Below are 13,496 nucleotides of genomic sequence, written 5' to 3'. Positions count from 1 at the left end.
AACTTAAGCAGCGGAGGGGACGGAATCGATCTGAAGAAGCGTAGCGGTCGCCTAAAAGCTTTCCGAAGGAAAGCTACATCGGAAGCATAAGCTTTGTCTCCGAATCTCTACCTTAGGAAATATAATCAAGAAATTTGGAGACAACAGCGATCGGAAGAACGATCCGTCACCGTAGCGGTCACATAGCACAAAGTAAAGAACTTCAATAAATTAAATTTTCTTCTTCAAATATAGAAGGTTTTCGAATAGCATAAGAAGTAGGAAAAACACGTACAGCACTTTTTTATCAAAATTCACTAAAGCGTTTACATGACCTTAACAATCCATTCTACATAAACCGGGGGAGAGCTATGGAAAAATACATATTGTCTTTGGACCAGGGAACAACGAGCTCGCGCGCGATTTTATTCAATAAAGCGGGAGAAATCGTCTACACCGCGCAAAAAGAGATCACGCAATATTTTCCGAATCCGGGCTGGGTCGAGCATAATGCCAACGAGATATGGGGATCGATTCTGTCGGTCATCGCTTCGCTTCTTTCGGAGTCTGGCGTCAAGGCGGAGCAGATCGAAGGTATTGGCATTACCAACCAGCGGGAAACCACCGTCGTTTGGGACAAGGAAACGGAAGAGCCAGTATACCACGCGGTGGTATGGCAATCGCGGCAGACGAGCGGGATCTGTGAGGAATTGAAATCCAAGGGATATAACGACCTCGTACGCGAAAAAACAGGCCTTCTCATTGACCCTTATTTTTCGGGTACCAAAGTAAAATGGATTCTGGACCATGTGGAAGGTGCCCGTGAAAAAGCCGAGCAGGGCCGGCTGCTATTCGGCACAATCGACTCCTGGCTGATCTGGAAGTTTACCGGGGGAAAGCGGCATGTGACGGACTACTCCAACGCTTCCCGTACACTGATGTACAATATCCACGAATTAACATGGGACGAGGAGCTGCTGGAGATTCTTGGCGTACCTTCGTCTATGCTGCCTGAGGTGCGTCCATCTTCCGAAGTGTACGGCCACACGGTAAAGCATCACTTTTTTGGCCAGGAGATTCCGATTGCCGGAGCGGCTGGCGACCAGCAGGCGGCCTTGTTTGGTCAAGCCTGCTTCGATGAGGGAATGGCGAAGAATACATATGGAACCGGCTGCTTTATGCTGAAAAATACCGGCGAAACTGCCGTACACTCCGAGCATGGCTTGCTGACCACAATCGCGTGGGGCATTAACGGACGTGTGGAATACGCGCTGGAGGGCAGTATTTTCGTGGCGGGATCCGCCGTGCAGTGGCTTCGGGACGGTCTCCGTATGCTCAAGGACTCCAAGGAAAGCGAGGATTACGCCGCGCGGGTCAGCAGTACGGACGGTGTGTATGTTGTACCTGCTTTTGTGGGTCTCGGCACTCCATACTGGGACAGCGATGTACGCGGAGCGGTTTTCGGCCTCACACGCGGCACCTCGAAGGAGCATTTTATCCGGGCAGTGCTCGAGTCGCTTGCTTACCAGACCCGGGATGTAATTGCTGCGATGGAGGGCGATTCCGGCATTGAGCTGAGAACGCTGCGCGTGGACGGCGGTGCTGTGCATAACAACTTCCTGATGCAGTTCCAAAGCGATATTTTGGGCGTGACGGTGGAAAGACCGGTCGTCAACGAAACAACGGCACTCGGTGCAGCTTATCTGGCGGGACTCGCGGTTGGCTACTGGAAGAGCCAGGAGGAAATTTCGGAGCTGTGGGCGAAGCAGCATGAATTTGAGCCGGTCATGGACGAGGATGTTCGCGAAGGATTGTATGAAGGCTGGAAAAAAGCAGTTAACGCAGCCATGGCGTTCAAGTGAAATTTTGCAAAATCCTGGAATGATACAATAAGTGCGCGCCTTTATGGCCTTTAGTGCATGCAGAGGAGATGAGCATAGATGACTTTCACGAACACGGAACGGGAACAGATCAAAAATGCACTGAGCGGCGAAACGTTTGACGTCCTTGTAATCGGCGGAGGGATTACGGGGGCAGGAATCGCCTTGGATGCGGCAGCACGCGGCATGAAGGTGGCTCTGGTGGAAATGCAGGATTTTGCGGCAGGCACCTCCAGCCGGTCGACGAAGCTGGTTCACGGCGGGCTGCGCTATCTGAAGCAGTTTGAGATCGGCATGGTAGCGGAGGTCGGCAAGGAAAGAGCGATTGTGTATGAAAACGGACCGCATGTGACCACGCCGGAATGGATGCTGCTCCCGATGCATAAAGGCGGCACCTTCGGTAAGTTCAGCACGTCGATCGGACTGCGTGTGTATGATTTTCTGGCGGGTGTGAAAAAGGGGGAGCGACGCTCCATGCTTTCCATCCAGCAAACGCTAGAAAAAGAGCCGCTCATTAAAAAAGATGGGCTCAAAGGCGGCGGCTATTACGTCGAATACCGTACGGATGACGCCCGTCTCACGATTGAAGTGATGAAAGCTGCTGTAGAGCACGGGGCCACGGCCTTAAATTACACCAAAGTCGAAAACCTCATTTATAGTGACCAGAAACAGGTGAAGGGCGCCGCCGTCCGAGACTTTCTGACAGGGGATGCCTATGAAATAAAGGCGGCCAGGGTTGTCAATTCTACCGGACCATGGGTCGACCGGATTCGGGAGATGGATGACTCCAAAAAGGGTAAAACGCTCCGGTTGACCAAGGGTGTTCACCTCGTGATCGATCAGTCCCGGTTTCCGCTGCGGCAGGCGGTTTATTTTGATACTCCGGATAAGAGAATGGTATTCGCCATACCGCGTGATGGAAAAGCCTACGTGGGTACCACGGACACCTTTTATGACCAGAATCCGGTACATCCGCAAATGACGGCGAGTGACCGGAGCTATATTATCAATGCCATTAATTTTATGTTCCCCGATGTGAATATCACCGAAAAGGATATTGAATCCAGCTGGGCCGGGGTGCGTCCACTCATCTATGAGGAAGGAAAGGACCCGTCGGAGATTTCCCGGAAGGATGAGATTTGGGAGTCCGACAGCGGGCTGCTGACGATTGCAGGCGGCAAGCTGACCGGATATCGGAAAATGGCAGAAACGATTGTCGATGTGTTAGCCAAAAAGCTGGAAGAATCGCAGCAGCGATCTTTCAAGCCATGCCAAACCAAGCATCTTCCGATTTCTGGCGGAGATATGGGCGGGGCCAAGGCTTTGGACGCATTTATACAAAAAACCACGCCTACGGGCGTACAGGCAGGACTTTCGCAAGCGGAGGCGGTCAGGATCGCACGGATGTACGGTACGAATGCCCCCAAAGTGTACAAGCGCATTGCAGAAGGCAAGGATAAAGCGGGGACTTTCAAACTTCCGCTGATGCTTTATGGCCAGCTGGCCTATGCATTGGACGAAGAAATGGTAGTATCTCCGGTAGATTTCTTTACTCGGCGCTCTGGGTTGACCTTGTTCAACATCGATATGGCACGAAAAATGAAGCAGCCTGTCATTGATATGATGTCCTCCTGCTTGAAGTGGAGTCCGCAGGCCCAAACGCGCTACACGATTGAATTGGAAAAGGCGCTCGTTGATGCGGTTACCCCAACCGGTGATTTAACGGTATAAGCGGATATCCATAAAATAAAACGAAAAAGATCATAAAATGCAAAATGAAGACCTTAAAAAGGTACTTTGTTTTGCATTTCTGCTGTTTAATGATTAATTTTGTAGAAAAAAGTAGAATTGTGTCCGAATATAATTTGTACAAGCTGTAAAATATTTCTTGTAACTGCTTATTTCTTGTAGTAAAGTTTTGTATTAAATAACGGAATATTTATAGTATTCGATGTTTCTGATGCTAATCAATGATTTACTTCGATCTGGATCCATCCATCTAAAGTTCTACTCACTTCGCATGCAGACAGAAGTCACTCCTTACTTCTATGACCTCACTTCACAATCATGCAGAACCTTTCACAGACTTTTCCCGGCATCATACCTACCCTTGGCTCTATCTTACCCAAAGCATGACATGGCAGACCTGATGAATGCTTTATCAGAAAATTTAAGCGTTATAATTTTGTCCAAATAAACAGAAAAGGGGATTGTATCGAAAAGACAATCTAAAAACGAATGAAACCTAAATTAGAAGCCGCTGAAGAACAGGCGGGCTGTTTTTTGCACCCATTTGACCAAAGTTCAATTGTTCATATTCATCCCAAGCAACCCATTTTTAGCACAAAGGAGTTTTTGCATGGGCAAGCCAATACTCGAGATCAAGAATCTCCGGACGCATTTTTTCACAGACCGTGGGGAAATTCCGGCAGTTGACGGTGTCGATTTGTATCTGAATCCGGGTGAAGTGCTTGGTGTCGTTGGAGAATCCGGCTGCGGCAAAAGTGTGACCTCATTGTCGGTACTCAAGCTGGTTCCGAGTCCGCCAGGCAAAATTGTAAGCGGATCCATACGATTCAAAGGCAAAGATATCGTTCCGCTTAGGGAATGGGAGATGCGCAAAATCCGCGGCAACTCGATTTCGATGATCTTTCAGGAACCGATGACCTCGCTCAATCCCCTGTTTACGGTAGGACAGCAGATTACAGAAACCGTCCGTCTGCACCGAGGCATCAGCAGGAAAAAAGCGCGCTCGATCACGCTCGATATGCTCAAAAAGGTCGGTATCGCAAGAGCGGAGTCCATTATTGATGAATATCCGCATCAACTGTCAGGAGGGATGAGGCAGCGGGTGATGATTGCCATGTCCATCGCCTGCAGTCCCGAAGTACTGATCGCTGATGAGCCGACAACCGCTTTGGATGTAACGATTCAGGCTCAGATTCTGGATTTGATCCGGCGGCTTAATGAAGAGCAGGGCATGGCTGTCATGATGATTACGCATGATCTCGGCGTGGTCGCTGAAATGTGCCACCGGGTAGCGGTGATGTATGCCGGTAAGGTTGTGGAGGAAGGCAGCGTGCATGACATCTTCAAAAATCCCCTTCATCCGTACACCCAGGGGTTGATTCAATCGGTTCCCCGTATGAATGAGACCAGGGAGCGTTTGTATTCCATTCCCGGCAATGTGCCGATTCTCAGCAAAAATATGCAGGGCTGCCGCTTTGCCGCAAGATGTCCGCATGTCATGCAAAGATGTTTGGAAGCGCTACCAAATTTAACGGAGCAGGAAACCGGTCACAGTTGCAGATGCTGGCTCCATGAAACCCCGCAGGAGGATGCCGTATGAGTGAGACACTGCTTGAGGTTTCGCATCTGAAAAAGTATTTTCCTATCCGTAAAGGACTGTGGAACAAAACGCTGGGACATGTAAAAGCCGTGGATGATATTTCGTTTTCCGTCCGCCGGGGCGAAACCTTCGGTCTGGTTGGTGAGTCGGGCTGTGGCAAATCCACGACCGGACGCTCGATTCTGCGGCTGATTGAACCAAGTGAGGGCAAGGTTCTTTTCGAAGGTCGGGAGATTACAGGTCTGTCCATGGAGGCCATGCGTAAGCAGCGCCGGGATATGCAGATTGTATTTCAGGACCCGTTCTCTTCGCTGGATCCGCGGCATAGCGTGCAGCGCATTCTGGAGGAACCCCTCATTGTTCACGGTATCTCAAGCCGCAAAGAGCGGCAGGAACGGATTGAGCGGCTGATCGACGTCGTTGGCCTAACACGGACGCATCTGCACCGTTATCCCCATCAGTTTTCGGGAGGGCAGCGGCAGCGGATCGGCATCGCCAGAGCACTGGCCCTGCAGCCCAAGCTGATTGTTGCGGATGAGCCGGTGTCCGCGCTGGATGTATCGATCCAGTCACAGGTCATTAACCTGCTGCAGGATCTGCAGAGTGAGTTCAAGCTAACGTATATTTTTATCGCGCATGATCTCAGTGTGGTGAAGCATATATGTGACCGTGTTGCCGTCATGTATCTCGGGCGAATCGTGGAAATTGCGGACAAGCATCAGTTGTATGATACACCGCAGCATCCATACACCCAAGCGCTTCTCTCCGCAGTGCCGGAGCCTGATCCGGATTTGAAAAGGCAGCGGATTATTTTGCAGGGGGAAGTGCCGAGTCCGGCCAATGCGCCGGTCGGATGCGCTTTTCATACGAGATGTCCAAAGGCGATGAAGGTGTGCAGTGAGGTCCGTCCTCAGCTTCTGGATACCGGAGGCGGGCATATGACGGCCTGCCATTTGTATACCCCGGAGTTATCCAGCAGGCAGTAGTGATGATTTCGGTTTCATGCGGCTTATAGCTGCTGTTTGAGGCTTTGCAAATGAAAGGTTCAATCGAACCTATGCAAAGTCCCGCATATAAACACTTTTTATTCGATCTGTAAGAAAAGAAAGGGGAAAAAAACGATGAAGAGATGGACGAGCGTTTTCCTGGCACTGACGATGGTGATGGTATTTACGCTTACGGGATGCGGCAGCAAGAGCGACGGAAAGCAGGCATCCGAGACACCGAAGACGACAGACAGCACGGAGAAGAAAGAAGATCCGAAGCCAGAGGAGAAAAAGACGCAGGATACACTGGTATTTGGGCGCGGCGGGGATTCGGTAGCATTGGATCCAGCCATTGTCACGGATGGAGAATCCTTGAAGATCGGACATCAGGTGTTCGACTCGCTGCTGGAGTATAAGGAAGGGGAAACGGAAGTTCAGCCCGCACTCGCAGAGAGCTGGGAAGTATCCCCGGATGGTCTGAAGTATACGTTCAAGCTGCGCCAGGGGGTCAAGTTCCATGATGGCACGGACTTTAACGCAGAGGCCGTCGTGTTCAACTTCCAGCGCTGGAGTGATCCGAAGAGCGAATTCAAATTCGAAGGCGATTCCTTCGACTATTATGATTCCATGTTTGGTCCTGATGGCTCCCGGGTCATTAAGGACGTGAAAGCTGTGGATACGAATACGGTAGAGTTCACGCTTGCCCAGCCGCAGGCACCATTCCTGCAAAATATCGCCATGACCTGTTTTGGCATCGGGAGCCCGGCAGCGATCAAGGAGAAAAAAGAGAATTTTAAAAGCGAGCCGGTCGGCACAGGGCCATTTGTATTTAAAGAATGGAAACGTAATGATTCCATCACTTTGGAAAAGAATCCGAACTACTGGAAGCAGGGGCTTCCGAAGCTGAACAAGGTTATCGTACGTTCCATTCCGGACAATTCCGCACGATTCAATGCGCTGCAAAATGGAGAAATCGACATCATGGAGGATTTGAACCCGGATGACCTGTCCGTGCTCGAAAGCAAAAGCGATCTGCAAAAGATCAACCGGCCATCCTTCAACATCGCATACCTCGGCTTTAACCTGAAGAAAAAACCGTTTGATAACGTGAAGGTTAGAGAGGCGCTCAGCCATGCGGTGAACAAACAAGGTATTGTTGATGCTTTCTTCGCAGGACAGGCTAAACCAGCCGTGAATCCAATGCCGCCTACGCTATGGGGTCATAATGACAGCATTCAGGATTATGACTATAACCTGGACACCGCCAAGAAGCTGCTTGCAGAAGCAGGTTATCCAAATGGGCTGCCTGATCCGGTCACGTTCTATGCGATGCCGGTATCCCGTCCTTATATGCCGGATGGCAAGAAGGTGGCAGAGGCAATCCAGGCGGATTTCGAAAAAATCGGAGTCAAAGTCAACATTCAATCTCCGGAGTGGGCAACGTATCTGGATGATACGAAAGCAGGCGCCAAGGACGATATTTACATGATGGGCTGGACAGGCGATAACGGCGACCCGGATAACTTTATCTATACGCTGCTTGATAAGGATTCCATCCCAGGCAACAACCGCAGCTTCTATGTGAATGAAGACCTTCACAAAATTCTGATTGAAGCTCAGAAGGAAGTTAGCCAGGACAAGCGTGTAGAGCTGTACAAGAAGTCTCAGGAAATCATCAAAAAAGATATTCCATGGATTCCGCTTGTGCATACCACGCCAATTCTGGCCGCCAAAGCCAATCTGAAAGGGTATGTGCCGTCGCCAACAGGTACTGAAGCCTACAGCAACATCTACTTTGAATAATCGGCAGGTGAATTGCTTTGAGCTCATATGTATTGAAACGCCTGTTGATTCTGATTCCGGTTCTGATCGGAATGACCATTATCGTATTCTCCATTATTCATGCCATTCCCGGTGATCCGGCAGAAACGATTCTCGGCCAAAAGGCCACCGAGCAATCCAAGGAGGCGCTGCGCCAGCAGCTGGGGCTGAATAAGCCCTGGCTGCAGCAGTATTTTACCTACCTTGGAGATCTGGCCAAAGGTGATTTGGGGAAATCGGTCCGGACAAAGGAACCGATTGCGAAGGAGATCATGCCGTATCTTGCAGCTACGCTGGAGTTGACCTTCACAAGTATGCTGTTCGCAACGTTTGTAGGGATGAATGCCGGTATTATCAGCGCATGGAGGCAGAATTCCTGGTTTGATTACATTATCATGGTGATCGCACTGGTTGGGGTCTCCATGCCGATATTTTGGCTTGGTCTGATGGAACAGTGGATCTTCTCCATTAAACTGCACTGGCTCCCTTCCATTGGAAGGATGGACCAGCGCGATCCGGTGGAGTCGGTCACGAATCTGTACATCATAGATTCCATCATTGCCGGCAGATGGGATCAGCTGTGGACGGTCATGAAGCATCTGGTACTGCCGAGCATCGCGCTCGGTACGATTCCCATGGCGATCATTGCACGGATGACGCGTTCGAGCATGCTCGAGGTCATGAAATCCGATTATGTCCGTACAGCCAAAGCCAAAGGCTTATCCCAGTTTTTCGTGGTGTATAAGCATGCTCTGAAGAACGCGTCCATTCCTGTATTGACCGTCATCGGTCTGCAGACGGGTTCGCTGCTCGGCGGAGCGGTGCTGACGGAAACCATTTTCGCATGGCCGGGTGTGGGCCGTTATATTTTCGAAGCGATTAGCTCCCGTGATTATCCGGTTATTCAAAGCGGTATTCTTATTATCGCATTCATTTTTATCGTTATTAATCTGATAGTGGATCTGCTGTACGCCTTGATTGATCCGCGCATCCAATACAAATAAGGGGGAAGAACATGGCAGAAGTTACGGTTAAACCAAGCTCCGCCGCCGCTCCAGTCATGGAGGAAGTGTCAGGCCCCTGGCGTGATGCGTGGAGGGCGTTTCGTAAAAATAAAATCGCGATGATCGGGCTCATGATTATTATTTTCTTCATTGTGATTGCCCTGATCGCGCCGCTGATTGCACCCTTTGATTACAAGGATCAGCAGCTGATGGACCGCCTGAAGGCACCATCCTCGGCCCATTGGTTCGGAACGGATGATCTCGGACGCGATTTGTTCAGCCGGGTATTGTATGGCGCAAGAATTTCGCTTTGGGTCGGCTTCTTTTCGGTGATTGGCTCCATTGCAGCCGGCACGGCACTGGGAATTATTGCGGGCTACTTTGGCAAATGGGCGGATATGGTCATTTCAAGACTCTTCGACATTTTGCTGGCATTCCCGAGCATCCTGCTCGCGATTGCAATCGTGGCCATTCTGGGGCCTTCGCTGCAAAATGCGCTGTACGCCATCGCGATCGTTAACATTCCAACTTACGGCCGGCTGGTCCGGGCGAAGGTGCTCAGCTTGAAGAATGAAGAGTATATCACGTCGGCAAAGGCGATTGGAATGAAAAATATGCGTATTCTCCTCAGCCATATTTTGCCGAACAGCCTGACGCCGATCATCGTGCAGGGCACGCTTGGCATTGCGACGGCGATTATCGAAGCGGCGGCCCTCGGCTTCCTTGGTCTCGGCGCTCAGCCTCCGGAGCCGGAGTGGGGCAAAATGCTGTCCGACTCCCGTCAGTTTATTCAGAAAGCACCTTGGACGGTCGTTTTTCCGGGTGTATCGATCATGCTGACGGTGCTCGGTTTCAATCTCCTCGGGGACGGCCTGCGGGATGTACTGGATCCAAGAATGAAAAATTAAAACATGAGTAAGCAGAGAGCAGCTTTTTACCTCACAATGAGGTAGAGGGCTGCTTTTTTGTGTCCTGTTCGTCTGTCCTGGCCCATCTTGTTCTTGGAGGAATCCGTGCCATTTAGGTGGAAGTGGTAAGGATCTGATAAGTTTTTGAGATTATTTTCCAAAAGTCTGTAACTATTGTCTGGTTGAAACGTGGTTTTATTGAGGGGATTAAATGATGAAGCGCAGCACACTCGAAAGCGTGTACCGGAAATATATGCCTGAAGTGTACCGATATTTACGGACCCTTTGCGGAGAAGAAGCTGCCGCAGAGGATCTGGTACAGGAGACCTTTTACCGGGCTTATTTGCATCTGGAAAATTACAAGGATGAGAAGATCAAGCCTTGGCTCTTCCGGGTGGCCTACAATGCCTTTATTGATATGAAGCGTAAAGAAAGCCGAAGTATCACGTCGTCGGATGATTTTTTTCATAATCTGCCTGATGATGACAGGAAGGAACCTGAATCGGTCATTTTGCAAAAGGAAGCCAGGGATACGCTGCAGGATTGGATATCTAAGCTTCCTGATCTGCAGAAGCAGGCTTTGATTTTATATGATCTGCATCAGTTTTCATACCAGGAAAGCGCGGATATTATGGGCATTGCACTATCGCATTTTAAAATTCTGCTGTTTAGGGCCAGGCAGCAGCTGCGGAAGATCCGGGAAAGGAACGATCAGAATGAGCGATGATTTCAGAAAAAAGCTGCAGGATTACCGGGATGGAAAGCTGCCGGACGAGGAAAAGCTACAGCTGGAGCAGGAGCTGGAGAAGATGGAAGTCTACCAGTCCTATCTGGATAACATGCTGGACAGTGAGGAAGACAAGAAGAACACGGGGCACGGTAAGTTATCTGCTGAAGAGAAGAAAATGCATAAGCGGGAAGCGAGACTGCTCCGAAGAGGGAAATGGAAGGCGCGTTTTGGCACGGTATTAACACTATTCAGTTTGTTTATATGGTTTACGTTCTTGTCTTCGATCGGGAGCGCGATTTACTTTTCAGCAGGGAGCCCGGATCGTAGTGAAGTGAACAAGGATGTGGTGGAGTCGGCTATCGCTGTCGGATATCCTAATATCAAAGTTAATCTGAGCAGCAATGCTGGGACTTATTTTAATATGAAGGCAACCGGGAAAATGACGAAACGCGTGGGAGATGAAAATCTTGAGGTAGGAGATTTCTCGGGATCATTTCTATTCAGCTGGCTGCGAATATATGATTTCTCCTGGTCAGATGCCGAAGCAATCGGAAAAGTTCTTTTTCAATATCCAGGATATAAAGCCATAGACAGTGGTGCAGAATGGAAAAGGCTGGAGAAGCTGCCTGAAGGCACGGTAACGGAGGCCTATGTATCTTACAAACAGCTATATTCAACAGATGATTTTTTGAAGCTGTTCGAGGGCAAACCGTTTGATCCGCTCTGGTTTGCTGTAGACAATGGTGAGGGATCGGCAAAACGCGATTACGGAATGGTGGTCAGCCCAATTGGATTTCCATCGTACCCCGTATGGCATCCTGGCGATGGGAAGGTCACGAGTAGTTCAAAACAAAAAACGGGACTCTTCACCTCAATGAGCACTACTTCAACTTCATATCCTGGTGTAGACCCCTACGGCTCAGGAGAGCTAAGGAATGAGAACTTTATCAATACCCTCCGCATTCTGGAAAAGCATAAATTAGCGGCGAGAAATCTGATTCCTTTTGTGGACATTAGCGATACTCTTGATTATGTGGAGAAGAACGGGGTTAAAATCTATGGAGCCGTTGTGACCGGCCCTACCAAAGAAATTCTAAAGCTGAAAAATGACCCTGCGGTGTCCGGTATTCGCGTTGGAAAAGTCACATTGTGGAACTGGAACCAGGAGCCGTAATGGAATGATTGGACTGATTTTACAATCTGTGTATCCATTAGCCGTCGATGCGGACCGTGATAACGGTCTGAAAGGCGGCTTTTTTGTGCAGATTTATGATAGGAAAGCAATTATCGAATAGAAGAAGCATCACGCGTTTATAAATTTACAAGTACAGCGGGTTCGAAATGTCTTATAATGAAAAAAATAAAAAACTGGAGCCAAGGAGTGCTGTATATGAATATCAAAGAGAAAAGAGAACACCGTCAGTACCCTGAACAAACCAGACTGGATGCGTCCAGAGCTACGTATGAACGGGATTATTCAAGGCTGATTCATTCACCGACATTCCGCCGGTTGCAGGGCAAGTCTCAGGTTTTTGGCGCGGGGACCGGTGACTATTACCGCACACGCCTGACACATTCGCTCGAAGTCGCGCAGATTGCCCGCGAAGCGGCCAAAAGTCTGGTGCGTGCATATCCTGAAGTTACGGAAGAGATGGCTGATAATCCTGGACTTGTGATCGATCCGGAGGTCGTGGAATGCGCGGCGATTGCCCATGATTTTGGACATCCGCCTTTTGGACATAAGGGTGAAGAAGTGCTGGACGGCATTCTGGATCAGCTTATCAAGGATAAGACGAAAGAAGCGGTTGAAGGCTTATATATGAACTCCGAACAAATTCAGGATGTGCGCATCCGCATGCGGCATAAATATGAGCATTTTGAAGGCAACGCGCATAATTTCCGGCTGATTATGTTTCTGGAAAAACGGGAAAACGTGGATGGGCTTAATTTATCCGACGCGGTGCTGCTGGGGATTAACAAATATCCGTTCCCGGGTACGTTGAGTAAGAAGGGCCTCTACCAGCATGAATGGAGTTATATTTCGGAGATCCGCCAGGACTGGGGCATTCCCTCCGATAAAAGAACGCTGGAATCGCAGCTCATGGATTTATGCGATGATATTGCCTACTCCGCGCATGATCTGGAAGATGGGATTAAGGCTGGGAAGATTGAGGTGCATGAGCATTTTCTGCATGATCCTTATATTATCCGCCTGATTATTGAGAAGATCATGACGCTGGAGGATTTCTTCTGGAAAGGCTGGGACGCGGACCGCATCCGCCTCAAAGTAGAAGAGGTCATGACCTCCTTCTTGCAGGTCTGGAATGATAAGCTGCCTTCCTGCGAGCATGATTATTCCCGGACTCGGCGCGAGGTCAAGGCCTTCTGGGTAAGTCTGTTCGTCAGTAACCTTGGAGTCATCGAAGATGGGGACTGGAAAAAGGTTACGTTTATCAAGGACAATGAAGAAAATCTCGATATGCTTCGTACCGTTAGCGTCCTGAAGAGCTTTGCCTGGGTCACCATGATCCGGGATTTGCGCGTGCAGCGTCTGCAAAAACGGAGCGAGTGGATGATTAAGCATCTCTGGGATGCTTTTCTCGATCCTGTCACATCCAAATCCATTATTCCGTCCGACTGGCTCCAGCGCTACGAGAGGGATCAGGCTAGCAGCCGCCCGATTTGGACATGGGAGCACATGGTCATCGATTATATCGCCGGCATGACGGACGCCTTTGCGGAAAAGATCTATAATGAATTGTACGGACTAAAGGTAGGGTCCATTTACGATCTGGATTAAATAGAGGTTTCATAATCGGTTTGTGTGAGAGGGGCTGAA

The 13,496-nt window shown here is 49.5% G+C and carries 10 protein-coding genes; all 10 read left to right on the top strand.

Annotated elements, in window-relative coordinates; translation table 11 throughout:
- Nucleotides 1-350: 350 nt before the first annotated feature.
- Nucleotides 351-1,841 (top strand): glycerol kinase GlpK, encoded by a 1,491-nt coding sequence (glpK, locus tag KJS65_RS23595; RefSeq protein WP_213652275.1) that lies wholly within the window; start codon nucleotides 351-353, stop codon nucleotides 1,839-1,841.
- A 78-nt stretch (nucleotides 1,842-1,919) separates the two neighbouring features.
- Nucleotides 1,920-3,590, top strand: coding sequence for a glycerol-3-phosphate dehydrogenase/oxidase (locus KJS65_RS23590; protein ID WP_213652274.1), 1,671 nt, complete (start codon nucleotides 1,920-1,922; stop codon nucleotides 3,588-3,590).
- Nucleotides 3,591-4,218: 628 nt separating this feature from the next.
- Nucleotides 4,219-5,208: an ABC transporter ATP-binding protein gene (locus tag KJS65_RS23585; RefSeq protein WP_213652273.1), complete on the top strand. Its 990-nt coding sequence runs from the start codon at nucleotides 4,219-4,221 to the stop codon at nucleotides 5,206-5,208.
- Nucleotides 5,205-6,194 carry an ABC transporter ATP-binding protein gene (locus tag KJS65_RS23580; RefSeq protein ID WP_213652272.1) on the top strand — a complete coding sequence of 330 codons (990 nt, stop codon included), beginning with the start codon at nucleotides 5,205-5,207 and terminating at the stop codon, nucleotides 6,192-6,194. The genes KJS65_RS23585 and KJS65_RS23580 overlap by 4 nt, the downstream gene beginning before the upstream one ends.
- Before the next feature lie 135 nt (nucleotides 6,195-6,329).
- Complete coding sequence (locus tag KJS65_RS23575; RefSeq protein WP_244864759.1) at nucleotides 6,330-7,997, top strand: ABC transporter substrate-binding protein; 1,668 nt, start codon at nucleotides 6,330-6,332, stop codon at nucleotides 7,995-7,997.
- Nucleotides 7,998-8,014: 17 nt separating this feature from the next.
- Nucleotides 8,015-9,019 (top strand): ABC transporter permease, encoded by a 1,005-nt coding sequence (locus KJS65_RS23570; RefSeq protein ID WP_213652271.1) that lies wholly within the window; start codon nucleotides 8,015-8,017, stop codon nucleotides 9,017-9,019.
- 11 nt (nucleotides 9,020-9,030) lie between these two features.
- Nucleotides 9,031-9,927, top strand: a complete 897-nt coding sequence (nikC, locus tag KJS65_RS23565) for a nickel transporter permease (RefSeq protein WP_213652270.1) — start codon at nucleotides 9,031-9,033, stop codon at nucleotides 9,925-9,927.
- Between the two features lie 211 nt (nucleotides 9,928-10,138).
- Nucleotides 10,139-10,654, top strand: a complete 516-nt coding sequence (locus tag KJS65_RS23560) for a sigma-70 family RNA polymerase sigma factor (RefSeq protein ID WP_306432989.1) — start codon at nucleotides 10,139-10,141, stop codon at nucleotides 10,652-10,654.
- Nucleotides 10,644-11,831, top strand: coding sequence for an anti-sigma factor (locus KJS65_RS23555; RefSeq protein ID WP_213652269.1), 1,188 nt, complete (start codon nucleotides 10,644-10,646; stop codon nucleotides 11,829-11,831). Before KJS65_RS23560 ends, KJS65_RS23555 begins: the two co-directional genes overlap by 11 nt.
- A gap of 216 nt (nucleotides 11,832-12,047) precedes the next feature.
- Nucleotides 12,048-13,457 carry a deoxyguanosinetriphosphate triphosphohydrolase family protein gene (locus KJS65_RS23550; protein ID WP_213652268.1) on the top strand — a complete coding sequence of 470 codons (1,410 nt, stop codon included), beginning with the start codon at nucleotides 12,048-12,050 and terminating at the stop codon, nucleotides 13,455-13,457.
- Nucleotides 13,458-13,496 lie beyond the last annotated feature (39 nt).

It is taken from the genome of Paenibacillus sp. J23TS9, from assembly GCF_018403225.1.
Lineage (GTDB): Bacteria > Bacillota > Bacilli > Paenibacillales > Paenibacillaceae > Paenibacillus_AQ.
The sequence above is the reverse complement of the archived record's forward strand: the minus strand, read 5'-3'. Positions and strand labels throughout refer to the sequence as shown.

Coding starts and splice junctions, on each gene's coding strand:
- glpK (WP_213652275.1), top strand. CDS start 351: ATGGAAAAATACATATTGTCTTTGGACCAGGGAACAACGAGCTCGCGC.
- KJS65_RS23580 (WP_213652272.1), top strand. CDS start 5,205: ATGAGTGAGACACTGCTTGAGGTTTCGCATCTGAAAAAGTATTTTCCT.
- KJS65_RS23585 (WP_213652273.1), top strand. CDS start 4,219: ATGGGCAAGCCAATACTCGAGATCAAGAATCTCCGGACGCATTTTTTC.
- KJS65_RS23560 (WP_306432989.1), top strand. CDS start 10,139: ATGATGAAGCGCAGCACACTCGAAAGCGTGTACCGGAAATATATGCCT.
- nikC (WP_213652270.1), top strand. CDS start 9,031: ATGGCAGAAGTTACGGTTAAACCAAGCTCCGCCGCCGCTCCAGTCATG.
- KJS65_RS23575 (WP_244864759.1), top strand. CDS start 6,330: ATGAAGAGATGGACGAGCGTTTTCCTGGCACTGACGATGGTGATGGTA.
- KJS65_RS23590 (WP_213652274.1), top strand. CDS start 1,920: ATGACTTTCACGAACACGGAACGGGAACAGATCAAAAATGCACTGAGC.
- KJS65_RS23555 (WP_213652269.1), top strand. CDS start 10,644: ATGAGCGATGATTTCAGAAAAAAGCTGCAGGATTACCGGGATGGAAAG.
- KJS65_RS23550 (WP_213652268.1), top strand. CDS start 12,048: ATGAATATCAAAGAGAAAAGAGAACACCGTCAGTACCCTGAACAAACC.